The following is a 24,695-nucleotide window of genomic DNA, read 5'->3' as shown; positions in this document are numbered from 1 at the left end:
TCACCGCAGTGGTGAGCCCAGCCTGACCGCCGCGGGGAGCCCTGCCTGGTCCGCGACGGGCCACGCCAGCGGGTCGGGCCCCAGCTTCACCAGTTCGGCGACCTGCAAACGGGACCACGGCGAGATCTCGCGCGTGCCGTCGAGCACGTCGGCGGCGAACTTCGTCCACGCCACCCGTTCGGTGGAATCGACCTCGTCCGGGTTCGGCGTGGGCTCGTCGTCGGTGAGCACCCGGAACACCGGGCACATCTCGTTCTCGACGACGCCGTCCATCTCGGCGCGGTAGCGGAACGCCGGAAGCAGCAGCTCGGGCTCGGAGACCTCCATGCCGAGCTCGTCGCGCAACCGCCGCAGCACGGCCCGGGCGATGTCCTCCCCCGGCGCCGGGTGGCCGCAGCAGGTGTTCGTCCACAGGCCGGGGAACGTCTTCTTGTGCAACGCGCGGCGTGTCAGCACCGTGTTGCCCGCCGAGTCGAAGACGTAGCTGGAAAACGCGAGGTGCAGCGGTGTGTCCGCGTGGTGCACCACGGCCTTGTCCTCGACGCCGATGGCCGAACCGTCCTCGGCCAGGAGGACCACCTGTTCCACAGTCACGCCCACACGTAACCACACGCGGCGGAAGATCGGGAACTGACGTCCGGGTGAGAGCTCCAGCGCGCGGATAGCCGCGCCCTAGGTGTCGCAGGTCACCCTGGGGTCATGACATCCCCGTTCGCACAGGCGCACACCATGTTCCTGGTGCTGGTCAGCCCGACGGGCCAGTACTCGATCTGGCCGGCGGTGCTGCAGGTGCCCGCCGGCTGGCAGGTCGTCCACGGAGTCGCCTGCAAGCAGTCCTGTCTCGACTACATCGCGGCGTTCCATGCCGACCTGCCGGCCGCGGCCTGACACCTACAGCAGAGTGATGTACCCGTGCGACGACGCGCCACCGTGCTCGTTGTCGCCCGCGTACGAGGCCGTGAAGCCCTGCAGCAGTGTGGACAGCCCGACCAGCAGCGGCACCTGCGAGTCGCAGGTCGCCGTGCCGGAGGAGTTGGTCGTCGCCGTGCAGAGGGGCGTGCCCTTCACCGTCTGGAAGATGACCTTCTGACCGGCGACCGGCGCCCCGGTGTGCTTCTCGGTCAGCGTGGCGTCGAGCCCGCGGACCGTGAACCCGAGGAGCCGCAGCTGCAGCTGGGCGTGACCGCCGGCGAGCTTCGACGGGGCGGGCGGCACGAAGCTGACCGCGATGCCCACCGGGCGCTGGCCGACCGCGAGGGTGCCGGTGACCGCGTCCGTCGCCGTGTCGATGACCGACACCGTGTTGCTGCCGAAGTTCGTGACGTAGGCGCTGGCGCCGTCGGGCGTGAGGGCCACGCCGATCGGGCGGTCGCCGACCACGATCTTCCGCAGTTCCGTCATGGTCGTCAGGTCCACGACGGACACCGAGTCGAACTCGCTGTTCGTCACGTACGCGCGGGTCCCGTCGGGCGACAACGCGATGCCGTGCGGCGTGAAGCCGACGGCGGCGGTGCCGACGACGGTGCGCGAGGCGACGTCGATGGCGGAGACGGTGTCGGACCCCTTGTTCACCACGTACATCCGGGTGCCGTCCGCGGAGGCCGCGATCGCGGTGGAGGTGCTGCCCACCGGGATCGTGGTGACGACCGCGTTGGCCGTGGTGTCGATGACCGAGACCTTGCTCGGGCCGACGACGTCGTGCGTGACGTAGACGGCCCTGCCGTCGCGGGTGACGACCACGCCGTCCGGGTTCTGGCCGACGGTGATGGTCGCGGTGACCGTCAGCGTGGCCGTGTCGACCACGGACACGGTGCCGTCGCCGTAGTTGGTGACGTAGACGAAACCGCCACCGGGGGCGACCGCGACACCTGCCGGGTGGCTTCCGACGGGAACGGACCTGTCGACCGCGTTGGTCGGCGTGTCGATGACCGTGAGCGTGTTCTGCACGGAGTTCGTCACGTACCCGCGGGTTCCGTCGAAGGCGACCGCCGCCATGTACGGCGAGTTGCCGCCGCTGTCGGAGATCGTCTCGGACACCGCGTTCGTGGCCGTGTCGATGACCGACACCCCTCCGCCGTTGTTGGCGACGTACCCGAGCACCCGGCCGGCGGGCGCGGCCGAGGCCGGGGACACCACCAGTGCCGCGGCGACGGCAGCAGCCATCACCAATGGACGTAACCGCATGTCAAATGCCTCCTGGGCGCCTACATCCCGACCTTCTCAGGACATCGCGACCGGACCAGCGGGCGTTAGCCTCAACAGCGGCTTCTCGAACCAGTGGTCGGCGTACCCGGCGTCGTTGTAGGGGTCGATCTCCGCGAAACCGTGCTTGGCGTAGAGCTTTCGCGCCTCGACGAGGTCGGCGCGCGTGTCGAGCCGCAGCACCGCGATGCCGCGTTCCAGGGCCTCGGCCTCCATCGCGGCGAGCAACGCCGACGCCGCGCCCTGCCCGCGGAACGGCACCCGCACGAACATCCGGGTCAGCTCTCCGACGCCGTCGCCGACGAACCGCATGCCGAGGCACCCCACGTCCTCGCCGTCACGCGAGACGACGAGGAACACCGGCACGTCGTCGTCCTGCTCGTCGCGCTCGTACGCGTCGATCTCCGCGTCGTTCGTCGGCCGTCCCCAGTAGCGGCTGATCATCTCCGCGTTGTACTCGCGGGTGAGCGGCGAACGCGCGGCGTCGGCGGCCGTGACGATCCACTTGGTCATGTCATCATCATCGGGAGCGCGTCGACTGTGATTCAGGTCACTGCAACACCGGTGCCGTGGCGGGCCAAGTGAGGACGTGATGTTCGCGGAGCTGTTCGACGAGCACGCCCACCCCCTGCACCGGTACCTGGCGCGGCGGGTCGGCGCCGACGTCGCCGACGACCTCGTCAGCGAGACCTTCCTGGCCGCCATGCGCGGTGAGGAGAACTACGACCCCGCGAAGGGCAGCGTCGTCGGCTGGCTCTACGGCATCGCGACGAACCTGCTGCGCGGTCACGCCAAGCGTGAGACCCGCCTGCTGCGCACCGCCGAACGCTACGGCGTCGACCTCGGCGTCGCGGAGTCGCTGGAGCACTCGGTGGTGACCCGCATCGACGCCCGGTCGCACCTGCGCCGCATCGCCGGCGCGCTGGCCACGATGTCCGGCGCCGACCGCGACCTGCTGCTGCTCGTCTCGCTCGCGGGGCTGAGCGTGCAGGACGCGGCCGAGGCGCTCGCCATGAACCCCGGCACCGCGCGGTCCCGCCTGCACCGCCTGCGCGCCAAGCTGAAGGAAGTGGAACATGCGTGACGTGCTGGACGACGACCTCGCGGAGCTCTACCCCGTGCGGGGCAGCGACGACGTGCGCCTGGCCCGTCTGCGCGAGCAGCTCTTCGCGGAGAAGCCGCGGCCCCGCTCGTACCGCTGGGTGGGCATCGCCGCCGCGGCGGTGGCGGTGGTGATGATCACCGGGCTCGTGGTGCTGCTGCGGCCTGCCTCCAGGGACGCGCCGGCGACGATGCCGACCGCGCCCGCGACGTCGCTGCAGGAGGCAGCGACGCTGCTGGAGGTGGCCGGGAAGCCGTCCGCGCGGTACAAGCGCGTCAAGTACCGCATCTGGGAGGTGAGGGGGGCCGGGGACCCGTTCACCGCGTCGGCGGTCGAGTTCGAGTTCGACGTGTGGCTGCCCACCGCGCCGGGCGAGATGGTCGTGATCTACCGCAGGTTCACCGGTGGGCACCGGCTGGTCGCGGGCGCGGACCGACCGGCCCGCGACGTCGTGCCCGAGGACTACCGGGGTCCCGTGCTGTGGAGCTCCTTCTGCGCGAGCACGCCGTGCGAGGAGGAGACCGCCAACCAGTCGATGGGCACCGACCCCCTGCAGATGCTGGAGACCGCGTCGCCGGCGATGCTCTCGCCGTTCACCACGAACGAGGAGAAGGCCGCGCTGTACCGCAGGCTCGCCGAGTCGCCGCAGATCCGCTGGGACGGCGGGAAGGTGTCGGCCGACGGCGGGAAGACCGTGTTCACCATCGACCCGGCGACGGGCCAGGTCTCCGGCTCGGAGCAGCGCAAGGCGATCGACGCGCGGATCCCCGCGGACACCGTGACGACCTCGGTCACCATCACCTACGAGTGGACCGATCAGCGCCCGTCGTAGGACCGCGGCAGGTACCAGGCCAGGGCGGCGCGCAGCTCGGCGACGTCGCGCTCACGCCGCCGCCTGGTCCGTTCGTGGGCGACCGGGAAGACCCGCACACCGCCGTGGTGCGCGCCGAAGAAGCGGCGCGGCGCCGGGTCCTTCAACCAGACGACGACCCACGGCCGTTTCTTGTGCGGCACGACGCGGACCCGTGCCAGCTCGTACCACCAGTACTGGTGGAACTTGCCGTTGCGGGTCGTGGCAATGCCCTCGCGGCTGATCTCGATGACGACCTTGCTGCGGGCCGCCGCGGCGAAGAGCCGGGCCGCGCGCACGACCAGCACGCAGAACGCGGCCAGCGCGAGCAGCTGCGTCGCGCCGTTCGCCTTCGCGGCGGGGTCGGCGATCGCGGCGGCCAGCAGGGCGGCCGCGAGGTTCACCAGGCCCCACACCATCGGCACGAACCGCGACGTCGAGAACGTCGCCGCGGCGGGCGTCATCGGCGCCGGCAGCTTCGTGGTCGGCTGCTTCGGCGTGACGACCTGGGAGAGCAGGCGCGTCACCTCGGCAGGCTCCGGGCGCTTGGCCGGGTCGCGGTGCATGCACTTCTGCACGAGCGGCCGCAGCGACTTGGGCACGCCCTCGATGTCCGGTTCGCCGTGGGCGGCCTTGTACAGCAGCGTGGCGGTCGGGCCCTCGCCGAACGGGCCCTTCCCGGTCGCCGCGTAGACCAGCACGGCGCCGAGCGCGAAGACGTCGGACGGCGCCGCGACCTCCTGGCCGGTGATCTGCTCCGGCGAGAGGAAGCCGGGCGTGCCGAAGACCATGCCGGTCTCGGTCAGCGCGGTGTGCTCCATCGCGCGGGAGATGCCGAAGTCGATGACGCGCGGGCCGTCGGCGCCCAGCAGCACGTTGGACGGCTTGAGGTCGCGGTGGACGAGGCCCGCCCGGTGGATCGCGGTGAGCGCCTCGGCCAGGCCCTCGGCGAGTCGTCTCACGTGGTGCTCCGGCAGCGGGCCGTGCCGCTCGATGGCCTCCTGCAGCGTCGGGCCGGGCACGTACTCCGTCGCCATCCACGGGCGTGCGGCGCGCGTGTCGGCGTCCACGACCGCCGCGGTGCCGGCGCTGCCGACCGCACGGGCCATCTGCACCTCGCGGCGGAACCGCTCGCGGAAGCGCGGGTCGTCGGCCAGCTCGGCACGGGCGACCTTGACGGCGACCTGCCGTCCGTCGCTGCCTTGTCCCAGGTAGACCGTTCCCATGGCACCACGACCAAGCCTGCCCAGGAGCAGGTAGTCGCCTATGCGTTGTGGTTGGTCCACCTTCACCAGTTCGAGGGTAGCGGGAACTCGGGCTCAAACCTCACATCTGAGTAGATCTACGTACGCTTTCACCCATGGGTCGGACCCGCTTGTACCGCAACGGCGAACTCGTCGACCAGGACTTCCCGGTCGCCGACGTCGCACAGCACCTCCAAGATCAGTCCACGGTGGTGTGGTTCGACCTCTGCGCGCCCTCGGCGGCCGAGGCAGGTCTGCTGCGCGACGAGCTGGGCCTGCACGAGCTCGCGATCGAGGACGCGTTCTCCGAGCGCCAGCGCCCGAAGGTCGACCGCTACCCCACCCACCTGTTCCTCTCCGTCTACGCGGTCCGGTACGACCAGCACGAGATCAAGACGTGCGAGGTCGACGTCTTCGTGACGCGGAACGCCCTGGTGACGGTGCGCGAGAGCGAGGACTACGACCTGGCGGGCGTGGAGCGCCGGTGGGACAGCGCGCCGGCGCTGGCGTCGAGCGGTGTCGGGTTCCTGCTGCACGGCCTGCTCGACGACGTCGTGGACGGCCACTACACCGCCGCCCAGCAGCTCGACGACGAGATCGAGGCCCTCGAGGACCGCATCTACGACGAGAAGCCGCACGTCGGCCGCAAGGCGCTCCAGCTGCGGCGCGCCCTGGTGCAGCTGCGGCGGGTCGCGTTGCCGATGCGCGAGGTGCTGGGGTCGCTGCTGCACCGCGAGCACGACCTCGTGGACGACGCGATGACGCCGTACTACCTCGACGTCAAGGACCACGCGCTGTTCACCGCCGAGCTGACCGAGTCGACGCGCGAGATGGTCACGACCCTGCGCGAGGCCGAGGTGGCGGTGCAGGGCAACCGGCTGAACTCGATCATGAAGAAGGTCACCAGCTGGGCCGCCATCATCGCGGTGCCGACCGCGATCTCGGGCTACTACGGCATGAACGTGCCGTACCCCGGCTTCGAGCAGAGGTGGGGCTTCTGGGTGGCCACGCTGGGCATCCTGGGCCTCTCCTACCTCCTGTACGTCATGTTCAAGCGCCGTGATTGGTTGTAGAAGTGAAGATCCACCTGACCCGCCGTGCCGAGCTCGCGATCATCACGATCGACGCGCCCCCGCTCAACCTCTACGCACTGGACCTCGACGCCGAGTTCCACGACGCCCTGGACGAACTGGGCGACGCGCGGGCGTTGCTGGTCAACGCCTCGGGCCGCGTCGTGTCCGGCGGCGTCGACGTGTCGCTGTTCGCGGCGCAGGAGTACCGCCAGGACGCGCAGGCGCTGTTCGACCGCATGCTGCTGCTCCCCCAGCGCCTCGCCACACTGCCGATCCCGACCGTCTTCGCCGCCCACGCGCTGTGCCTGACCTGGGCGTTCGAGCTGGCGGTGGCGTGCGACCTGATCGTGGCGGCGCAGAGCGCCCGCTTCGGCCTCGTGGAGAAGGTCGTGGGCCTGACCCCGACGATGGGCGGCACGCAACGCCTGGCCGCCCGAGCGGGCGTGGGCCGCGCGAAGGAGTTCGTGATGACGGGCGACCTCTACGACGCCGCGACCCTGGAACGCTGGAACGTCGTCAACCGCGTGTTCCCGGACGAGGGCTTCGCGGCGGCGGCCGAACACTTCGCGTCGTCTCTCGCCGTCGGCCCCACCAGGGCGCATCACGCGACCAAACAGGTGCTCGCCCATTTCGAGAACGGCGGCGTCCCCGAGGCGGACGCCCACGTCACGACGATCGCCTCCGCTTTGTTCGAGACCGAAGATCTGCCAGGCGCTGTGCACAGCTTCCTCACGGACGGTCCCGGCCGGGCGACATTCACAGGTCGCTGATCTCACACATCAAGGAATCAAATGACCAGGTGATAAAACCGTGATCTACCTGCCCCACATGGGCCGGACATTCCTCCCGGGCAGGAAGATGATGTTGCGGCACAACGACTTCTGCTTGACTCCACACCTCGTCACGTGCAGTGTGCTGACCGTTCAACGGCCCCTGGCACAAAACTCGGTCGCACGAGTTCTGTACACATTCCGCAACGGCCGACGACACAATCAGCGAGTTCACGATCCCCCGTCGTGAACGCTCGTGGAGGTAGAACCAGCCGTGAACCTGAGATTGGCCGTCCTGCTGACCGGTGGTGTCATCGTGGTGGCCGCCTGCTCCCCGGCCAAGGTGGCCCAGCCGACACCGGTGGCGGACAGCACGAGCGCCACCCCGACCAGCACCGCCGAGAGCTCCGCACCTCCGAGCAGCAGCTCGGCGGCCCCCACCGGCTCCACGACGAAGTCCGCCACCAACGGCCCGGTGAAGCCACCCCCGAACCCCGCCCCGTCCGGCGCCCCCGGCTGGCAGCTGACCCAGAACAACACGGGCCTGGCCGCGGCAGGCCTGAACTGCGACTCCCTGCCCGCCTACACCGGCCCGGCAGCCCCCGCCTCTGGCACGGTGATCTCGGGCAAGCGCATCGACCAGGCCCTCGTCCTCTTCGCGGGCAACATCACCGTCGAAAAGTCCTGCATCCGCCCGACGAAGCTGAACGAGGCCGCACCCCTGGTCACCACGAACGGCCCCTGCGGCAGCAACTCCTGCCAGGTGACAGGCGCCCCGGTGACCATCCGCGACTCGAACATCGACGGCTCGAAACTCTCCGCCGCGACGATCGCGAAGTCCTGCGCCTTCCTGGGCGTCGGCACCCTGCAACGCAACTACATCACCGGCATGGGCTCCGGCATCTGCTTCTACAACACGGGCAGCACCCTGAACGCCCTGGCAGAGGGCAACTACATCACCGGCCTCCGCACAGCGGGCGACGCCCACAACGACGGCGCCACCATCAGGGACTTCCCCCTGAACCGCAACCCGAACAGAACCCTGGCCTTCCGCAACAACAGAATCGACTGCTCCACCGGCCAGGACACGGGCGCGCTCTTCATCCAGACCTACGGCGGCGACATCGACAACGTCACGGTGGAGGGCAACCTCCTGGAAGGCGGCGGCTACCAACTGGGCCTGGAGTCGAGCCACGGCCACCAGTACGGCCGCAACATGCGCTCCACGAACAACCGCTTCACCGGCAGCGGCTGGGGCGCGGCCTACGTGACCGAGAACGGCGTCGGCTACAAGTGGGCAGTCTGGCAGAACAACTTCCTCCTGGACCCGAACGCGCCAGACGCCAAGGGCAAGCCGGCACCCACCCCGTAACCCCAGCTCAGCCAACTGCACGCACCCGCGCGGCAACACTCGCACGGCCCAGCGCAAGGCAACCACCCGCCCGGCAACGCGGGCCAACGGCGAAGCCAAGGCACACCCGAAGCCGCGATGCGAAGCGAGCCGGACAGGCTTGTGAACCGCCGGTGAGCGGTGCAGCCCTTGGTTTTGCGATTGGGGCTTGACTTTGGGTGCGAGGTGCTACCTCGCCGGGATCGGGCGGGCGCGGAGCGTCCGGCCTTTTCCGCCCGATGAAGCGCCTCGCAAGGGCCCCGAAGTCAAGCCCCAATCGCATCGACGCGAAGCGGCGATGACCAACCCGGCGTCGTCCAGGTCTGCACGACCACGCTGGATCAGGACTCGCACGGCCAGGTGATCCCTCCGGGCGAACGACCCGATCGGCGAGCCTGCGAGGCCGTGGCCAGGACCTAAGGCACCCACGACCCGTCGACGGCGATCCCGGCGGCCGCAGCGATCCGGTCGCGCGACTCCAAAACCCGCGCACGCAACGAGGGCAGGTCCACGCCGATCAGGCGCCCGTCGCGTTTGACAACCCGGCCACCGACGAAGACCGTGTCCACAAGGCCCGGATGGCCGGCGGTGACGACCGTGCCGACGACGTTGCCGATCGGGAACACAGACGGGTCCTCGCCGTCGAGCAGGACCAGGTCGGCGTCCTTGCCCGGCGTGATGCTGCCGGTCCGGCCGTCGAGCCCGCAGGCCCTGGCACCGTTGAGCGTGGCGAACTCCAGGACGTCCCGCGCGGTCAGGCCACCGTCGAAGCCGCGCTGCACCGCGAAGGCGGTGCGCATGGCGGCGAACATGTCGCCGCCCGCGGACGGGCAGTCGTCGACCGACAGCGACGGGCGGATCCCGGCCGCGAGCATGCGTCCGGTCTCGGGCCAGCCGTGGCCCATCTTCAGCTCGACGTCGGGACTGATCGACACCGAACAGCCGTGGTCGGCCATCATCGCGATCTGGTCGTCGGAGAGGCCGTTGCCGTGCACGACGGTCGTGCGGTCGTCGAGCAGTCCGCGATCACGCATGCCGGCGATCGGACGGCGCCCGCTGGGCCAGCCGGTGGCGCCGTGGACGTGCACGCTGACGCGCAGCCCGAGCTCGCGGGCCAGCGCGACGTCGGCGGCGGTGGTGTCCATCGTGGTCATTTGCGGTCCTCGCAGGCCCAGCACCATGTCGTCGCCGGGGAGCAGCTCGCGGACGCGGGTGACCTCAGGTGCGATCGGCGCGTCCCCGACGCCAGCGCCGTAGCAGAACAGGGAACGGCCGGGCGCCTCCCGCAGGGCCTGGATCGCGGCGTCGGCGTTGTCCGGGTGGTCGGAGCAGTGGAACCAGTCGAGCATCGTCGTGACACCCGAGCCGAGCGCCTCGATCCGCCCGAGCAGGTTGCCGAGGTACACGTCCTCCGGCCGGTAGTGCCGCCGCAGCGTGCCGTGCACGGCACGGCCGTACTGGGCGAACGTCCAGTCCGCGCCGACGCCCCGGAAGGCGGTCTGCCAGGTGTGCCGGTGGGTGTCGACGAAACCGGGCAGCACGATCTTGCCCGTCGCGTCGACGACCTCGGCGCCGGGAACGTCGAGAGCGGCGGCGACCGCGGCTATCCGGCCGCCCTCGATCAGCACGTCACCCCGCGCGAGGTCTCCGACGGCCGGGTCCATCGTCACCACGCGTCCCCCGCGCAGCAACGTCCGGCCGGTGTGGACTGTCATGCGAACCTCCAAGAGTTGACGCATCAACTCTTGCACCGCGGAGTTGATGCGTCAACTCTGTTCTCCTATCATTCGGCGCATGGACGAACCCCGTGCGCTGACCACCGAGGAATGGGAGTTCTGGGACCTCTGGACGCGCGCGCAACGCCGGCTCGCCGACGAGCTCGATCGCGGTCTGCAGGAGGACTGCGGCATCTCGAAGGCGGAGTTCAGCGTCCTGATGACGCTGTGGCGGTCCCCGGACCGCGAAAGGCGCGTCGGAGAACTCGCCGAGTCGCTGGGCTGGGAGAAGAGCCGCGTCGCACACATGTTGACGCGCATGGAGAACCGCGGTTTCGTGCACAGGACCGAGTCCGGGGCCAGCGGCCGTCGCACCGGGGTCGGCCTCACCGCGGCCGGCAGGAGTACCGCGGAGCGTGCCGTCCTCCACCACGGCGCCAACATCCGCCGCCACTTCCTCGACGGGCTCGCGCCGGCGCAGGCCGCCGCCCTCCGCACGTGGAGCAGGCAGGTGGCCGACCGCGAGGAACCGGGCGGAGCACAGCAGGAAGCGTGATCGACAGTCTCCTCCGAGGAGTTTCAAGCCCCGTAGACAGGCACCGGACGATCACCGGCGACCAACCCGCGGACCACCCCGCCCAACTCCGACGGCTCCCACCGCGCCCCCTTGTCGACTTCCGGACCGCGTTGCCACCCGTGAACGACGCAGACGCGCCCGCCGTCGACCTCGAACATCCGCCCGGTGACGTCCCCGGCCTCCTCGCTGCCGAGCCACACGACCAGCGGCGAGACGTTCTCAGGCGCCATGGCGTCGAACCCGCCCTCCGGCACCGCCATGGTCTCCGCGAAGGCAGCCTCGGTCATCCGAGTACGAGCGGCAGGGGCGATGGCGTTGACCGTGACGCCGTACCGGCCGAGTTCGGCAGCCGCGACCAACGTCATAGAAGCGATCCCAGCCTTGGCCGCCGAGTAGTTGACCTGCCCGACGCTGCCGAACAGCCCCGCACCGGACGAAGTGTTGATCACCCGCCCACTGACCGCACCACCAGCCTTGACCACCCCGCGCCAGTAGGCCGCGGCGTGGTGCAGCGGCGCGAAATGCCCCTTGAGGTGAACCCGGACAACCTCGTCCCACTCGTCCTCACCGCAGCTGACAACCATCCGATCACGCACGATGCCGGCGTTGTTGACAAGCACATCCAGCCCGCCGAACGCCTCCACCGCAGCACGAACCACCCGCTCAGCGCCGGACCACGTACCAACGTCATCGGTGTTCACGACGGCGCGCGGCCCGATCAGCGAGGCCACCTCACCCGCCACCGCGGCAGACAGGTCGTTGACCACCACCTTCGCCCCCGCGGCAGCGAACGCCACAGCGTGGGCACGCCCGATCCCCCGCCCGGCACCGGTGACGATCACCACCCGGTCCTCGCACAACGTCATGACGAACCCCCATCCGCAGCGGCAAGGAACGCGGGCACTTCTCCCCCGCCATGAACAACCAGAGTCGCGCCAGTCACGTAAGACGCCAGCGGTGAAGCCAAGAACACGGCACAAGCGCCGATCTCGTCCGGCGAAGCGAGCCGCCCCAACGGCACGGTCCGCGCGACAGCCTCGATCCCGGCCTCGGACCCGTAGTGCAGATGCGACTGCTCGGTCCGCACCATGCCCACGGCCAGCGCGTTCACCCGCACCTTCGGCGCCCACTCCACGGCCAGCGACGACGTCAGGCTGTCCAGCCCGGCCTTGGCAGCACCGTAAGCGGCGGTCCCCGGTGACGGCCGACGGCCGGAAACGCTGCTCACGTTCACGATCGAGCCACCGGACGTCCGCATGACCTCGTACGCAGCCTGCGACACCAGCAACGGCGCCAACAGGTTCAGCTCCACGACCTTCGAGTGGAACCGCGGCGAAGCCTTGTCGGCCAACGCGAAGGGAGCGCCGCCGGCGTTGTTCACCACGACGTCCAGCCGCCCGAACCGAGCCACGATCCCGGCCACCAGCTCGGAGACCTGGTCCGCGTCCCGGACGTCGCACCGCACGAACGACGCGCCGGCCACCTCCGCAGGCCGCCGAGCGCAGGTCACCACCACGGCCCCGGCCGCGAGGAACGCCCTGGTGATGCCGAGACCGACACCCCGCACGCCGCCCGTCACCAGGACCACTGCTCCGTCGAGGTCCAGTTCCACCAGCACCTACCCCGGTCGCTCCGGCACTGCTAAGTTACCAAGCAATCGCTTGGTTCGGAAGGCGGCGCGATGGGAATCTCCAGCAGCCACACCGAAAACGGCATCGTCGAGGTCACCATCGACTACCCCCCGGTCAACGCCATCCCCTCACGCGGCTGGTTCGAGCTGGCCAGGACCGTCGCGTGCGCGGGTGAGGACCCGGAGACGCGGGTGGTGATCCTCCGAGCCGAGAACCGCGGGTTCTGCGCGGGCGTCGACCTCAAGGAGATCCAGCGCTCGACCGGCTACGACGCGCTCGTCGCCGCGAACCGGGGCTGCGCGAGGGCTTTCACGGCCGTGTACGACTGCGAGGTCCCGGTGATCGTCGCGGTCCACGGGTTCTGCCTCGGCGGCGGGGTCGGGCTGGTCGGCAACGCGGACGTCGTCGTCGCGTCCGACGACGCCACGTTCGGGCTGCCCGAGGTCGACCGCGGGGCGCTCGGAGCGGCGACGCACCTCGCCAGGCTCGTGCCGCAGCACCTCATGCGGACGCTGTACTACACGGCACGCAACGTCAGCGCGCAGACCTTGCACCACCACGGCAGCGTCATCGAGGTCGTGCCGCAGGACAGGCTCGACGACGCGGCCAGGACGATCGCCGGGGAGATCGCCCGCAAGGACACCAGGGTGATCCGCGCGGCCAAGGAGGCCATCAACGGCATCGACCCTCAGCGCGTGCACCGGAGCTACCGCTTCGAGCAGGGCTTCACCTTCGAGCTGAACCTCACCGGCGCGTCGGACCACGCCCGGCAGGCCTTCCTGGACGGAAACCATGCGCGACAAGCGAATGACAGCTGACGAGGCCGTCAGCGGGATCAAGGACGGCATGACCGTCGGCATCGGCGGCTGGGGCTCGCGGCGCAAGCCGATGGCCCTGGTCGAGGCACTCCTCAAAACCGAGGCGAAAGACCTCACCGTCGTCACGTACGGCGGCCCGGACGCCGGGTTGCTGTGCGCGGCGGGCAAGGTGCGCAGGCTGGTCTACGGTTTCGTGTCGCTCGACTCGATCCCGTACGACCCGTGGTTCAGACGGGCGCGCGAAACCGGCGCGATCGAGGTGCTGGAGCTGGACGAGGGCATGTTCCAGACCGGCCTCAGAGCCGCGGGGCACCGGCTGCCGTTCCTCCCGATCAGGGCAGGTCTCGGTTCGGACGTGCTGAAGTACGCGCCGGAGCTCAGGACCGTCCGCTCTCCTTACGACGACGGCGAAGAGCTCGTCGCCATGCCCGCGCTGAAGCTCGACGTGGCGCTGGTCCACCTCAACCGCGCGGACAGGCACGGCAACGCCCAGTACCTCGGCCCCGACCCGTACTTCGACGACCTGTTCTGCCTGGCGGCCGACCGGCGTTACGTCTCGTGCGAGCGGATCGTGGAGACGTTCGAGGGTCCGCCGCAGTCGCTGCTCCTCAACCGCATGATGGTCGACGGCGTGGTGGAGGCGCCGGGTGGCGCGGGCTTCACGAGCTGCGTCCCCGACTACGGCCGCGACGAGGCGCTCCAGCGCGAGTACGCCACCGCGGCCGCCGACCTGGAGAAGTGGCCGGACTTCTACGAGAGGCTGCTGGGATGAGCGACGTCACGAGGGCCGAGGTCTGCGTCACCGCCTGCGCCGACCTGTTCGCCGGCGCCGGGGAGACGCTGGCCAGCCCGATGGGCCTCGTCCCGTCGCTCGGCGCGAAGCTCGCCCGCCTCACCACCGAGCCTGACCTGCTGCTGAGCGACGGCGAGGCGTTCCTGCTCACGCCCGAGTCCACTGTGGAGGGCTGGCTGCCGTACCGGAAGGTGTTCGACGTCGTCGCGCACGGCCGCCGGCACGTCGTGATGGGCGCGAACCAGGTCGACAGGTTCGGCAACCAGAACATCTCCGCCATCGGCGACCACGCCCGGCCCACGCGCCAGCTGCTCGGGTTCCGCGGCGCTCCCGGCAACACGGTCAACCACCGCACCAGCTACTGGGTGCCGCGCCACAGCCCGCGCGTGCTCGTCGAAGCGGTCGACGTGGTCTCCGGCGTCGGCTACGACCGCGCCGTGGGGCCGTTCCACGACATCCACCGCGTCGTCACGAACCTCGCCGTCCTCGACTTCGGCACGCCGGACCACTCCATGCGCATCGTCTCCGTGCATCCCGGGGTCTCGGTCGACGAGGTCCAGAGGCAGACGTCATTTCCCCTGGCGGCGAATGACGTCGGCGAGACCCGGCTCCCGACGGAGGAGGAGCTGGAGCTGATCAGGACCAAGCTCGACCCCGATGGCAAGCGGGACGGGGAAGTCCCGTCGTGAGGACCGCACTGACCGACCTGGCCGGGGTGCGGCACCCGGTCGTGCAGACCGGCATGGGCTGGGTCGCCGGGCCACGGCTGGTGTCCGCGACCGCGGAAGCGGGCGGGCTCGGCATCCTCGCCTCGGCGACCATGACCTACCCGGAGCTCGAAGCCGCCATCAGGGAGACCCGTTCCCGCACGACAGCGCCGTTCGGGGTGAACCTCCGAGCCGACGCCCACGACGCGCCCGAGCGGATCGACCTGCTGATCCGCGAGAAGGTGAAGGTCGCGTCCTTCGCGCTGGCCCCGAAAGCGGACATGATCGCGAAGCTGAACGACGCCGGGGTCGTGGTCATCCCGTCGATCGGTGCCGCGAGGCACGCGGAGAAGGTCGCGAAGTGGGGCGCCCACGCGGTGATCGTCCAAGGTGGCGAAGGCGGCGGCCACACCGGTGGCGTGGCGACGACCCTGCTGCTCCCGAGCGTGCTCGACGCCGTCGACATCCCGGTGATCGCGGCCGGTGGCTTCTTCGACGGCCGAGGCCTGGCGGCGGCGCTCGCGTACGGCGCGGCGGGCATCGCGATGGGCACGAGGTTCCTGCTCACGCGGGAGAGCACGGTCCCGGACGCGGTGAAGCACGCGTACCTGCAACGGGACCTGAACGGCACGGTCGTGACCACCCGCGTCGACGGCCTGCCGCACCGGGTCCTGCGCAGCGAGCTCGTCGAGCACCTCGAAAGATCAGGCCGGCTCGGCAGTCTGGCGAGAGCGGTCGCGAACGCGGCCCGGTTCCGGCAGCACACCGGGCTGTCGTGGCGCGCGATGATCCGCGAAGGGCTGGCCATGAGGCACGGCAGGGACCTCACCTGGTCGCAGGTGGTCATGGCCGCGAACACGCCGATGCTGCTCAGGGCGGGCCTCGTCGAGGGCAGGACCGACGCGGGCGTGCTCGCCTCCGGTCAGGTCGCCGGACTCCTCGACGACCTGCCCACGTGCGCACAGCTCATCGACACCATCGTCAAGGACGCCGAGACCGCCATCGACAGGCTCAGAGACGTTCGATGATCGTCACGTTCGCCTGACCGCCGCCCTCGCACATCGTCTGCAACCCGTACCGGCCACCCGACCGCTCCAGCTCGTGCAGCAACGTCGTGAACAGCTTCGTGCCGGTCGCGCCGATGGGGTGGCCCAGCGCGAGCGCTCCCCCGTTGACGTTCACCCGCCCCAGGTCGATCTTGAGCTCCTTCGCCCAGGCCAGCGCCACGGACGCGAACGCCTCGTTGATCTCGAACAGGTCGATGTCCGAGAGGGCCATCCCCGCGCGGTCCAACGCGTACTTCGTCGCACGGATCGGCGCGGTCAGCATGTAGATCGGGTCGGACCCGCGGGCCGACATGTGGTGCACCCGAGCGCGAGGCGTCAGCCTGTGCTCGCGCACGGCCCGTTCCGACACCACCAGCACCGCCGAGGCGCCGTCCGAGATCTGCGACGACAACGCGGCCGTCGTACGTCCTCCCGGCCGCAACGGCGGCAGCTTGGCCATCTTCTCGGCACTGGTGTCCGGACGAGGGCACTCGTCGGCCGCGACGCCGTTGACCGGCGCGATCTCGCGGTCGAACCGGCCCTCCTTGATCGCGGTGATCGCACGGAGGTGGCTCTGCAGCGCGAACTCCTCCATCTCGCGCCGCGACAGGTCCCACCGCACGGCGATCAGGTCGGCCGCGCGGAACTGCGAGACCTCCTCGTCGCCGTAGCGGTGCTGCCAGCCCTCACAGCCCTCGAACGGGCTCGCCGTCTGGGAACCGGCCGTCATGGCCGAGCCGATCGGCACCTGCGACATGTTCTGCACGCCACCGGCGACGACCACGTCGGCCGTGCCGCTCATCACCGCCTGCGCCGCGAAGTGCAACGCCTGCTGGCTCGACCCGCACTGCCGGTCGACCGTCACGCCCGGCACCTGCTCCGGGAACCCCGCGGCGAGCCAGGAGGTCCGCGCGATGTCGCCGGCCTGCGGGCCGACGGTGTCCACGCACCCGAAGATCACGTCGTCCACGTCGGTCGGGTCGACGTCGACCCGGTTGAGCAGCGCCGTGATCACGTGCGCGCCGAGATCGGCGGGGTGCACGCGGCTGAGCTCGCCGCCACGCCTGCCCGCCGGAGTTCGCACAGCCTCGATGATGTACGCCTCGGCCACGAGGGCCCTCCCTCTACTTCGAAGTCTTGGGCTGTGCTGTCTTCCTCCTCGGCTGGCGCCCCGTGGCGATGCCGTCGAGCAGGATTGCGAGGTACTGGTCGGCGACCGCGTCCGCCGACAGGTCGCCGTCCGGCCGGTACCAGCGCACGGCCACCCACACCGTGTCGCGGATGAACCGGTAGGCGACGTCCACGTCGAGGTCGGCGCGGAACACGCCCGTGCTCATGCCCTCCTCCAGCAGCACCGTCCACAGCTTGCGGAACTCCACGCTGCGGTCCTCGATGTAGGCGAACCGCGCCAGCGGCGCCAGGTGCTCGGCCTCGTTCTGGTAGATCGCGACCGCCGCGTGCCGGGTGTCGATCGCCTCGAACGAGGCGACGACCAGGGCCTTCAACGCCTGCTTCGGGCCGAGGCCTGCGTCGACGATCTCCCGGTACCGCGTGAACAGCTCGTCCAGGAACGTCCGCAGGATCTCGTCCACCATCGACTCCTTCGAGTCGAAGTGGTGGTAGAGACTGCCGGACAGGATGCCCGCCGCGTCCGCGATGTCGCGCACAGTCGTCTGCCCGTACCCGCGTTCGGCGAACATCTTCGCCGCCAACGCGAGCAGTTCCTGCCTACGGCCACTCATCGGTCGTACCTTCCTCATGGGTGCTGGCTGCTCACCGAGACCACCTCGCCCGTCATGTAGGACGAGTAGTCACTGGCGAGGAACACGATCACATTCGCGACCTCCCAGGGCTCGGCGGCGCGCCCGAAAGCCTCCCGGGACGCCAGCTCCGTCAGCAACTCCTCACTGGTGACCTTGGTCAGGAACGGGTGCGCCGCCAAGCTCGGAGCGACCGCGTTCACCCGGATGCCGTGCCCGGCCACGTCCATCGCGGCGCACCGGGTGAGCGCCATGACGCCCGCTTTCGCCGCGGCGTAGTGGGCTTGACCCTTCTGGGCGCGCCAGCCGATCACACTGGAGTTGTTGACGACGACACCGCTTCGGCGGGCGACCATGTGGCGCAACGCCGCCCTCGTGCAGCGGAAGGTGCCGTTCAGCGTCACGTCCAGCACGCGCGACCACTCGTCGTCGGTCATGTCGACCACCGGCTTCTCACCGCCGAGACCCGCGTTGTTGACCATCACGTCGATGCGGCCGTACCGCTCGACCGCGCCGTCGACCAGAGCCTGCACCTGCTGCTCGTTCGTGACGTCGCACGGGATGGCGTGATGGGTGCCGAGAGCCGCGTGCGTCTCCTCGAGGCGGCGCTCGTGCCAGTCGCTGACGACCACCGTCGCGCCTTCCTCCAGGCACCGCCTCGCGGTCGCGGACCCGATGCCGGTGCCCGCCGCGGCCGTCACGACGACGACCTTGTCCCTGAGCAGGTCGTGGCCGGTCATCGCGGCAGCCCCAGGATCCGGTGGGCGATGATCTCGCGCTGGACCTCGTCCGAGCCGCCGTAGATCGTCTCGGCACGGCTGAACAGGAACAGGCGCTGCCACTCGTTGTCGTCGATCATCGACTCCGGGCCGAGCGAGTCCATCGCGAGCTCGCCGAGCCTGCGGTGCCAGCCCGCCCAGAACAGCTTCAGCACGGACGCCTCCGGGCCCGGTTCGTCGTTCAGGGTCCTGAGGGTGTGCGAGCGCATGACGTGCAGCTCGAGCCACGCCCTGGTGAGCCGTTCGTCCTCCGGCGCGCCGGCCATGATCGCGTCGAGCTGTCTCCGGAAGCCGACCTGGTGGCCGAGCATCGCGGTGCCGCGCTCGAACCCGAGGGTGGCCATCGCGATCTTCCAGCCGTCGCCGGGCTGCCCGACGACGTTCTCCTTCGCCGTCACGGCGCCGTCGAAGAAGACCTCGTTGAACTCGGACGTGCCGGTGAGCTGGCGGATCGGCCGGACCTCGACGCCCGGCTGGTCCATCGGCACGAGCAGGTACGAAAGCCCCTTGTGCCGCTGCGATCCCGGTTCAGTGCGGCACAGGACGAAGATCCAGTCGGAGTAGTGCGCGTTCGACGTCCAGATCTTCTGGCCGTTGATCACCCACCGGTCACCGTCGAGCGAGGCCTTCGTCTGGACGGACGCGAGGTCCGACCCCGCGCCCGGTTCCGAGTAGCCCTGGCACCACAGGTCGTCGAGGCCGCGGATCCTCGGCAGGAACCGCGCCTTCTGCTCGGGAGTGCCGAACGCGATGAGCGTCGGGCCGAGCAGGCCCTCCCCCACGATGTCGACCTTCGCGGGCGCGTCGGCCTCCGCGTACTCCTCGTGGAAGACCACCTGCTCCTCCACGCTGCGCTCGCCGGGCCAGCCGAGGCACGTCCACCCGTGTGCCGCCAGGTGCCGGTGCCAGCGCAGCCTGCCCTCGAACGCCTCGTGCTCGCGGCCGGGACCACCCAGGCCGCGCAGCTCAGCGAACTCACCGACGAGGTTGGCGGACAACCATTCCCGCACCTCGCGCCGGAAGGACTCCATGGGCCATACTCTAACCTACCAAGCACTTGCTTTGGAGGGCCCGTGAAGGCTTCGGCAGCCGGAGATCCAAGCAGGCACACGGTTTCCGGCGTGCTCGACCGCGCCGCTGCTTCGTACATCGACGCGGAAGCGTTGGTGGACGGGCAGGTCCGCCTCACCTACACCGAGCTGCGGTCCGCGGTGCGCGACGCCGCCCGTGCTCTCGCCGGAATGGGTGTGCGGCAGGGCGATCGGGTGGCATTGTGCGCGCCCAACTCCGTGCACTGGGTGGTCGCGGCGCTCGGGGTGCTGGACGCGGGCGCGGTGCTGGTGCCGATCAACACCCGGTACACGGCCACCGAAACTCTGGACATCGTGCAACGCAGCGCGGCGCGCGCGTTGATCGTCGAGGGGTCGTTCCTCGGACGTGATCGTCTCGCGGAGCTGCAGGCGTTGTCCTCCGACCTGCCACCTGTCGTCCGGCTACCGGCCGAGTGGGTCGCCGCCGACGTGGAGCTCCCCGTCGTCACACCGGACCAGCTCTGCGACGTGATGTACACGTCCGGCACGACCGGGCGCAGCAAGGGAGCGATGAGTGCGCACCGGCAGTCGCTCGGGGTGGCCGAGGCGTGGGCGTCCTGTGCTGAGTTGACCTCGGCGGACCGCTACCTGATCGTCAACCCGTTCTTCCACACCTTCGGCTACAAGGCCGGGATCCTGGCGTGCCTGCTGACGGGCGCGACGATCGTGCCGCAGGCGGTGTTCGACGTCGTGGAGACCATGAGGCTGGTCGAACGGGAGCGGATCACCGTGCTGCCCGGTCCCCCGACGATCTACCAGGCCCTGCTGGACCACCCGGACCGCGGGTCGTTCGACCTCTCGAGCCTGCGGATCGCGGTGACCGGGGCGGCCGTGGTGCCGGTGGCGCTGATCGAACGGATGCAGGCGGAGCTCGTCCCCGCGGTCCTCACCGCCTACGGGCTGACCGAGGCGGTGGTCGCCACGATGTGCAGGCCTTCGGACTCGCCGTCGACCATCGCGCACACGTGCGGCGTGCCCATGGCGGGGTTCGAGCTCCGGCTGGGCGACAAGGACGAGGTGCTGCTGCGCGGCCCGAACGTGATGCTCGGCTACCTCGACGATCCCGAGGCCACCGCCGCGGCGGTCGATGCCGGCGGCTGGCTGCACACCGGCGATGTCGGGCAGGTGGACGAGCGCGGGTACCTCACGATCACCGACCGGCTCAAGGACATGTACATCTGCGGCGGGTTCAACGTCTACCCGGCCGAGGTCGAACAAGCCCTGGCACGGCTGCCGGGAGTCGCCGAGTCGGCTGTCGTCGGGAGGGCCGACGCCCGGCTGGGCGAGGTCGGCGTGGCGCACGTCGTGACGTCGCCCGGGTCGTCCCTCACCTCCGGCGAGGTGATCGCGTTCTGCCGGGAACGGCTCGCGAACTACAAGGTGCCGCGCGTGGTCGAGTTCCACCCGGCACTCCCCCGCAACGCGATGGGCAAGGTCCTCAAAACCCAACTGCGCAAGGAGAACGCGTGACTGTCTCGTATGAGCGGCGTGACGCGGTCGCCGTCGTGACCATGAACCGCCCGGAGTACCGCAACGCGCAGAACTCGGCGATGACCTACGCGTTGGACGAGGCCTTCACGCGCGCGGTCGACGACGACGAGGTCAAGGTGATCGTGCTGGCGGGCGCGGGCGACCACTTCTCCGCGGGCCACGACATCGGCTCGCCGGGCAGGGACGTCGACACCTCCTTCGAGCGCAAGGCCGTGATGTGGTGGGACCACGTCGGGCGCGAGGGCGGTGACCTCCGCTTCGCGCGCGAGATGGAGGTCTACCTCGGCATGTGCCGGCGGTGGCGGGAGATCCCGAAGCCGACGATCGCGATGGTGCAGGGCGCGTGCGTCGCGGGCGGTCTGATGCTGGCGTGGGTGTGCGACCTGGTCGTGGCCGCCGAGGACGCGTTCTTCGCCGATCCCGTGGTGCGGATGGGGATTCCGGGCGTCGAGTACTTCGCGCACCCGTGGGTGCTCGGACCGCGCGCCGCGAAGGAGGTGCTGTTCACCGGCGACCGGTTCTCGGCTCAACGCGCCTACGAGTGGGGCATGGTGTCGCGGGTCGTGCCGCGGTCGTCGCTGGAGACCACGACGTTCGAGCTCGCTTCGCGGATCTCGACCATGCCGCGGTTCGGGCTGGCACTGGCGAAGAAGGCGGTCAACCAGTCCGAGGACCTGATGGGCATGCGCGCGGGCATGGACTCGGTGTTCGGACTGCACCACTTCGCCCACGCGCACAACGCCGAGGTGAGCACCGACGCGTTGGCCGGGATGGACGCCCGGTCGATGAAGAAGGCCTCCGGCTGATGGACCTCTCACTCGACGCCGAGACCCTGGCCTTCCAGGCGGAGGTGCGGTCGTGGCTTGCCGCGCACGTCCGAAAGCTGTCCTCATTGGACACCGCCGCCGGGTTCGAGGAGCACCGGGAGTGGGAACGGTTGCTCGCTTCGGCGCGGCTGTCGGTGGTGTCTTGGCCGTCCGCGTTCGGTGGCCGGGACGCTTCGCTGTTGCAGTGGCTGGTGTTCGAGGAGGAGTACCACGCCGCGGGCGCGCCTGGGCGTGTGTCGCAGAACGGCATCTTCCTGCTCGCGCCGACGCTGTTCGCGCACGGCACCGACGAGCAACGCGAGCGGATCCTGCCGTCGATGGCGCGCGGTGACGTGGTGTGGGCGCAGGCCTGGTCGGAGCCGGAGGCCGGGTCGGACCTCGCGTCGTTGCGCAGCACCGCGGTCCGGTGCGATGGCGGCTGGCTGCTGCGGGGTCAGAAGACGTGGAGCTCGCGGGCGGCGTTCGCGGACCGGGCGTTCGGGCTGTTCCGCACCGGGCCGGGCGAGCGCCATCGGGGTCTGACGTACCTGCTGTTCGACCTGCGTGCGGACGGTGTGACCGTGCGGCCGATCGACCAGCTCGACGGCGAGCCGGGGTTCGCCGAGATCTTCCTGGACGACGTGTTCGTGCCGGACCAGGACGTCGTCGGCGAGGTCGGTGACGGGTGGCGGGTCGCGATGAGCACCGCCGGCAACGAGCGCGGCCTCACGTTGCGCAGCCCAGGCCGGTTCGTGGCCGCCGCGGAACGGTTGGTGGAGCTGTACCGGAAGAACCCGGACCCGGCGTCGCGCGACCGGGTCGTGGACGCGTGGATCGGGGCGCAGGCCTACCGGCTGCACACGTTCGGGGCACTGGCCCAGCCGCCGTCCGGGCCCGCGGCCAGCGTGACCAAGGTGTTCTGGTCGGAGCTGGACGTGTCGATCCACGAGACGGCGCTCGACCTGCTGGGCGAGGTCGCTCCCGGCTGGCGGGACGGGTGGTTGTTCTCGCTGTCCGGGCCCATCTACGCCGGAACCAACGAGATCCAGCGCAACGTGATCGCCGAACGACTCCTGGGGCTGCCGCGATGATGTTCACGCTGTCCGCGGAGCACACCGACCTGGGCAAGGTGCTGCACGACTTCCTGAGGTCGGGCAGGCGGGACCTCGCCGCGCTCGGGGTGGACGAGGTGACCGATCCGGTCGACCTCGTGGTGGTGTTCGAGGAGATCGGCCACCACGCGGTGGACGGGCCGCTGATCGAGTCGCTGGCGGTGTTGCCGGCACTCGGAGCCGGAGCGGGCTCCGTCGCCTTTCCGCCGGAGGTGCCGCACGCGGTCGAGGCCGACCGCTACTTCCTCGTCGAGGGTGACACCCTCCGCGAAGCCTCCCCCGTCGCTGAACTGTCCTCTGTGGATCCGACTCGGAGCCTCGTCGAGCTTGCCGCGGGTCCGGTCATCGCCACCGGCGTGCCCGCGCAGCGCGCTTTCGACCTCGGCGTCCTGACCTGCTCGGCCCAACTCCTGGGCCTGGGCCGCGCGATGCTCGAGATGACCACCGAACACGCCAGGGCGCGCACGCAGTTCGGCAAGCCCATCGGCCAGTTCCAGGCGCTGAAGCACCACCTGGCGAACGTCCTGATCGGCCTGGAGATGGCGCGTCCGCTCGTTTACGGCGCCGCGGTCACCTTGAACACCAGGGACGTCTCGGCCGCCAAGGTCGCCACCTCCGACGCCGCCTGGAACGCCGCCCGCACCGCGCTGCAGGTCCACGGCGCGATCGGCTACACGGCCGAACACGCGCTCGGCCGGTTCCTGCTGCAGGCCCGAGCCCTGCGCACCGCGTGGGGAAGCCCGTCGACGCACCGCGCACGCGTGTTGGAGGCGTTGTGACACCGGAACAGCTCGCGCTCAGGGACGCCGTCCGCAGCATGCTCGAGAAGCACTCCGACGTCCGCGCGGCCATCGAGACCCCGCACGGCTACGACAAGAACGTGTGGGCGCGGCTGTGCGAGATCGGCGTGCTGCCCGTTCCCGAGCGGTACGGGGGATCGGGAGCGTCGCAAGAGGAAACCCGTGTGGCGCTGGAGGAGCTCGGCCGGACGCTCACTCCCGCGCCCCTCCTCTCCTCGGCCATCGCGGCGCGGGCACTGCTGGCCACCGGCAACGACGAGGCGTGCGCCAGGTTGCTGCCGCAGATCGCGGAAGGCACCGTGGCCGCAGTCGTGTGGCCGTGGGACGGCGCCGGGAACGACCCGGCCCGCTACGTCGTGGACGGCGACCTGGCCGAGATCCTCCTCGTCACCGACGGCACCGACCTGTACGAGGCCGACCTGGCGGGCGTGACGCGCGAGCACACCCCCACGATGGACGCGACCCGCCGGCTGGCGACCGTTCACCTGGCCGGCGCCGCCAGGACCCGCCTCGGACCGTGGTCGCCCCAGGTCCGTGACATCGCCATCGCCGCCCTGTGCGCGGAACAGGTCGGCGCGGCCGCCCGGGCGCTTGAGCTGACGGTCGAGTACACGAAGACGAGGGTCCAGTTCGGCAGGCCCATCGGGTCGTTCCAGGCGTTGAAGCACCGCATGGCCGACCTGCACGTGCTCGTGGAGACCGCGCGGTCCGCCGCCGGGGCCGTGCGCGACGAGGTGTCCGCGGCGGTGGCGAAGGTGTACTGCTCCGAGGCGTTCTTCACGGTGGCGGCGGAGATGATCCAGCTGCACGGCGGCATCGCCATCACGTGGGAGCACGACGCGCACCTCTACTTCAAGCGGGCGCACGGAAGCGGCCAGTTGTTCGGCAGTCCGCGCGTCCACCTGGCCCGTCTCGCGGAAACCACCCGCGGCTGATCA

The 24,695-nt window shown here is 70.2% G+C and carries 27 protein-coding genes; 16 read left to right on the top strand and 11 right to left on the bottom strand.

The genetic code is table 11. The features are described 5' to 3' along the window. Positions 1 to 588, bottom strand: a complete 588-nt coding sequence (gene idi / locus VM306_RS09450) for an isopentenyl-diphosphate Delta-isomerase (RefSeq protein ID WP_325513158.1) — start codon at positions 586 to 588, stop codon at positions 1 to 3. Positions 589 to 699: 111 nt separating this feature from the next. On the opposite strand from idi, the gene VM306_RS09445 reads away from it, so the two are divergent. After that, positions 700 to 888 carry an MbtH family protein gene (locus VM306_RS09445; RefSeq protein WP_325513111.1) on the top strand — a complete coding sequence of 63 codons (189 nt, stop codon included), beginning with the start codon at positions 700 to 702 and terminating at the stop codon, positions 886 to 888. Positions 889 to 891: 3 nt separating this feature from the next. On the opposite strand, the gene VM306_RS09440 is transcribed toward VM306_RS09445, so the two are convergent. Together VM306_RS09440 and VM306_RS09435 are read right to left on the bottom strand one after the other, a co-directional pair. Next, positions 892 to 2,163, bottom strand: coding sequence for a beta-propeller fold lactonase family protein (locus VM306_RS09440; protein WP_325513109.1), 1,272 nt, complete (start codon positions 2,161 to 2,163; stop codon positions 892 to 894). A 57-nt stretch (positions 2,164 to 2,220) separates the two neighbouring features. Continuing rightward, positions 2,221 to 2,715 carry a GNAT family N-acetyltransferase gene (locus VM306_RS09435; protein ID WP_325513107.1) on the bottom strand — a complete coding sequence of 165 codons (495 nt, stop codon included), beginning with the start codon at positions 2,713 to 2,715 and terminating at the stop codon, positions 2,221 to 2,223. Positions 2,716 to 2,794: 79 nt separating this feature from the next. On the opposite strand from VM306_RS09435, the gene VM306_RS09430 reads away from it, so the two are divergent. Continuing rightward, positions 2,795 to 3,286, top strand: coding sequence for a sigma-70 family RNA polymerase sigma factor (locus tag VM306_RS09430; RefSeq protein ID WP_325513105.1), 492 nt, complete (start codon positions 2,795 to 2,797; stop codon positions 3,284 to 3,286). After that, positions 3,279 to 4,136, top strand: coding sequence for a hypothetical protein (locus VM306_RS09425; protein WP_325513103.1), 858 nt, complete (start codon positions 3,279 to 3,281; stop codon positions 4,134 to 4,136). The genes VM306_RS09430 and VM306_RS09425 overlap by 8 nt, the downstream gene beginning before the upstream one ends. Here VM306_RS09425 and VM306_RS09420 read toward each other — a convergent pair. Further along, positions 4,121 to 5,446, bottom strand: a complete 1,326-nt coding sequence (locus tag VM306_RS09420) for a serine/threonine-protein kinase (protein ID WP_325513099.1) — start codon at positions 5,444 to 5,446, stop codon at positions 4,121 to 4,123. The two genes, VM306_RS09425 and VM306_RS09420, sit on opposite strands and share 16 nt — an antisense overlap. Before the next feature lie 68 nt (positions 5,447 to 5,514). Here VM306_RS09420 and VM306_RS09415 point away from each other — a divergent pair, with 68 nt between their 5' ends. The 3 genes from VM306_RS09415 (at position 5,515) to VM306_RS09405 (ending at position 8,613) form a co-directional block, all read left to right on the top strand. After that, on the top strand, positions 5,515 to 6,471 hold the full coding sequence (locus VM306_RS09415; RefSeq protein ID WP_325513097.1) for a magnesium transporter CorA family protein: 957 nt from the start codon (positions 5,515 to 5,517) through the stop codon (positions 6,469 to 6,471). Further along, positions 6,462 to 7,241 (top strand): enoyl-CoA hydratase/isomerase family protein, encoded by a 780-nt coding sequence (locus VM306_RS09410; RefSeq protein WP_414672352.1) that lies wholly within the window; start codon positions 6,462 to 6,464, stop codon positions 7,239 to 7,241. The genes VM306_RS09415 and VM306_RS09410 overlap by 10 nt, the downstream gene beginning before the upstream one ends. A 274-nt stretch (positions 7,242 to 7,515) precedes the next feature. Beyond that, positions 7,516 to 8,613 (top strand): hypothetical protein, encoded by a 1,098-nt coding sequence (locus VM306_RS09405; RefSeq protein ID WP_325513093.1) that lies wholly within the window; start codon positions 7,516 to 7,518, stop codon positions 8,611 to 8,613. 434 nt (positions 8,614 to 9,047) lie between these two features. Here the strand turns inward: VM306_RS09405 and VM306_RS09400 are convergent, their stop codons facing one another. After that, entirely contained in the window at positions 9,048 to 10,346 is a 1,299-nt protein-coding gene (locus tag VM306_RS09400) for an amidohydrolase family protein (protein WP_325513091.1), read from the bottom strand. Positions 10,347 to 10,425: 79 nt separating this feature from the next. Here VM306_RS09400 and VM306_RS09395 point away from each other — a divergent pair, with 79 nt between their 5' ends. Beyond that, positions 10,426 to 10,902, top strand: coding sequence for a MarR family winged helix-turn-helix transcriptional regulator (locus VM306_RS09395; protein WP_325513089.1), 477 nt, complete (start codon positions 10,426 to 10,428; stop codon positions 10,900 to 10,902). 23 nt (positions 10,903 to 10,925) lie between these two features. Here the strand turns inward: VM306_RS09395 and VM306_RS09390 are convergent, their stop codons facing one another. Beyond that, the gene (locus tag VM306_RS09390) at positions 10,926 to 11,789 is read right to left on the bottom strand and encodes an SDR family oxidoreductase (RefSeq protein WP_325513087.1); all 864 of its coding nucleotides are present in this window, start codon (positions 11,787 to 11,789) and stop codon (positions 10,926 to 10,928) included. Continuing rightward, positions 11,786 to 12,541, bottom strand: a complete 756-nt coding sequence (locus tag VM306_RS09385) for an SDR family oxidoreductase (protein ID WP_325513085.1) — start codon at positions 12,539 to 12,541, stop codon at positions 11,786 to 11,788. Before VM306_RS09385 ends, VM306_RS09390 begins: the two co-directional genes overlap by 4 nt. 63 nt (positions 12,542 to 12,604) lie before the next feature. On the opposite strand from VM306_RS09385, the gene VM306_RS09380 reads away from it, so the two are divergent. The 4 genes from VM306_RS09380 to VM306_RS09365 are packed head-to-tail and all read left to right on the top strand — an operon-like array spanning position 12,605 to position 15,900. Further along, a complete protein-coding gene (locus VM306_RS09380; protein WP_325513083.1) occupies positions 12,605 to 13,372 on the top strand; it encodes an enoyl-CoA hydratase family protein in 768 nt (255 codons plus the stop codon). Beyond that, positions 13,347 to 14,144 (top strand): CoA transferase subunit A, encoded by a 798-nt coding sequence (locus VM306_RS09375; protein WP_325513081.1) that lies wholly within the window; start codon positions 13,347 to 13,349, stop codon positions 14,142 to 14,144. The genes VM306_RS09380 and VM306_RS09375 overlap by 26 nt, the downstream gene beginning before the upstream one ends. Beyond that, positions 14,141 to 14,854: a CoA-transferase gene (locus VM306_RS09370; protein WP_325513079.1), complete on the top strand. Its 714-nt coding sequence runs from the start codon at positions 14,141 to 14,143 to the stop codon at positions 14,852 to 14,854. Before VM306_RS09375 ends, VM306_RS09370 begins: the two co-directional genes overlap by 4 nt. After that, positions 14,851 to 15,900 (top strand): NAD(P)H-dependent flavin oxidoreductase, encoded by a 1,050-nt coding sequence (locus VM306_RS09365; RefSeq protein ID WP_325513077.1) that lies wholly within the window; start codon positions 14,851 to 14,853, stop codon positions 15,898 to 15,900. The genes VM306_RS09370 and VM306_RS09365 overlap by 4 nt, the downstream gene beginning before the upstream one ends. On the opposite strand, the gene VM306_RS09360 is transcribed toward VM306_RS09365, so the two are convergent. The 4 genes from VM306_RS09360 to VM306_RS09345 are packed head-to-tail and all read right to left on the bottom strand — an operon-like array spanning position 15,884 to position 19,488. Then, positions 15,884 to 17,029 (bottom strand): acetyl-CoA C-acetyltransferase, encoded by a 1,146-nt coding sequence (locus VM306_RS09360; RefSeq protein ID WP_325513075.1) that lies wholly within the window; start codon positions 17,027 to 17,029, stop codon positions 15,884 to 15,886. The genes VM306_RS09365 and VM306_RS09360 overlap by 17 nt on opposite strands. A gap of 13 nt (positions 17,030 to 17,042) precedes the next feature. Next, positions 17,043 to 17,660, bottom strand: a complete 618-nt coding sequence (locus VM306_RS09355; RefSeq protein ID WP_325513073.1) for a TetR/AcrR family transcriptional regulator — start codon at positions 17,658 to 17,660, stop codon at positions 17,043 to 17,045. 14 nt (positions 17,661 to 17,674) lie between these two features. Next, a complete protein-coding gene (locus tag VM306_RS09350; protein ID WP_325513071.1) occupies positions 17,675 to 18,418 on the bottom strand; it encodes an SDR family oxidoreductase in 744 nt (247 codons plus the stop codon). Further along, on the bottom strand, positions 18,415 to 19,488 hold the full coding sequence (locus VM306_RS09345) for an acyl-CoA dehydrogenase family protein (RefSeq protein WP_325513069.1): 1,074 nt from the start codon (positions 19,486 to 19,488) through the stop codon (positions 18,415 to 18,417). The genes VM306_RS09350 and VM306_RS09345 overlap by 4 nt, the downstream gene beginning before the upstream one ends. 90 nt (positions 19,489 to 19,578) lie before the next feature. Between VM306_RS09345 and VM306_RS09340 the strand changes: the two genes are divergently transcribed. Genes VM306_RS09340 through VM306_RS09320 form a run of 5 tightly spaced genes read left to right on the top strand, consistent with a single transcriptional unit; the run spans position 19,579 to position 24,692 of the window. After that, entirely contained in the window at positions 19,579 to 21,018 is a 1,440-nt protein-coding gene (locus VM306_RS09340; RefSeq protein WP_325513067.1) for a FadD3 family acyl-CoA ligase, read from the top strand. After that, positions 21,015 to 21,845 carry an enoyl-CoA hydratase gene (locus VM306_RS09335; protein ID WP_325513065.1) on the top strand — a complete coding sequence of 277 codons (831 nt, stop codon included), beginning with the start codon at positions 21,015 to 21,017 and terminating at the stop codon, positions 21,843 to 21,845. The genes VM306_RS09340 and VM306_RS09335 overlap by 4 nt, the downstream gene beginning before the upstream one ends. Beyond that, positions 21,845 to 22,936 carry an acyl-CoA dehydrogenase family protein gene (locus VM306_RS09330; protein ID WP_325513063.1) on the top strand — a complete coding sequence of 364 codons (1,092 nt, stop codon included), beginning with the start codon at positions 21,845 to 21,847 and terminating at the stop codon, positions 22,934 to 22,936. The genes VM306_RS09335 and VM306_RS09330 overlap by 1 nt, the downstream gene beginning before the upstream one ends. After that, positions 22,933 to 23,736, top strand: a complete 804-nt coding sequence (locus tag VM306_RS09325; protein ID WP_325513061.1) for an acyl-CoA dehydrogenase family protein — start codon at positions 22,933 to 22,935, stop codon at positions 23,734 to 23,736. Before VM306_RS09330 ends, VM306_RS09325 begins: the two co-directional genes overlap by 4 nt. Continuing rightward, a complete protein-coding gene (locus VM306_RS09320; RefSeq protein ID WP_325513059.1) occupies positions 23,733 to 24,692 on the top strand; it encodes an acyl-CoA dehydrogenase family protein in 960 nt (319 codons plus the stop codon). The genes VM306_RS09325 and VM306_RS09320 overlap by 4 nt, the downstream gene beginning before the upstream one ends. Positions 24,693 to 24,695 lie beyond the last annotated feature (3 nt).

This window comes from Lentzea sp. (assembly GCF_035525475.1).
Taxonomy (GTDB): domain Bacteria; phylum Actinomycetota; class Actinomycetes; order Mycobacteriales; family Pseudonocardiaceae; genus Lentzea.
The sequence above is the reverse complement of the archived record's forward strand: the minus strand, read 5'-3'. Positions and strand labels throughout refer to the sequence as shown.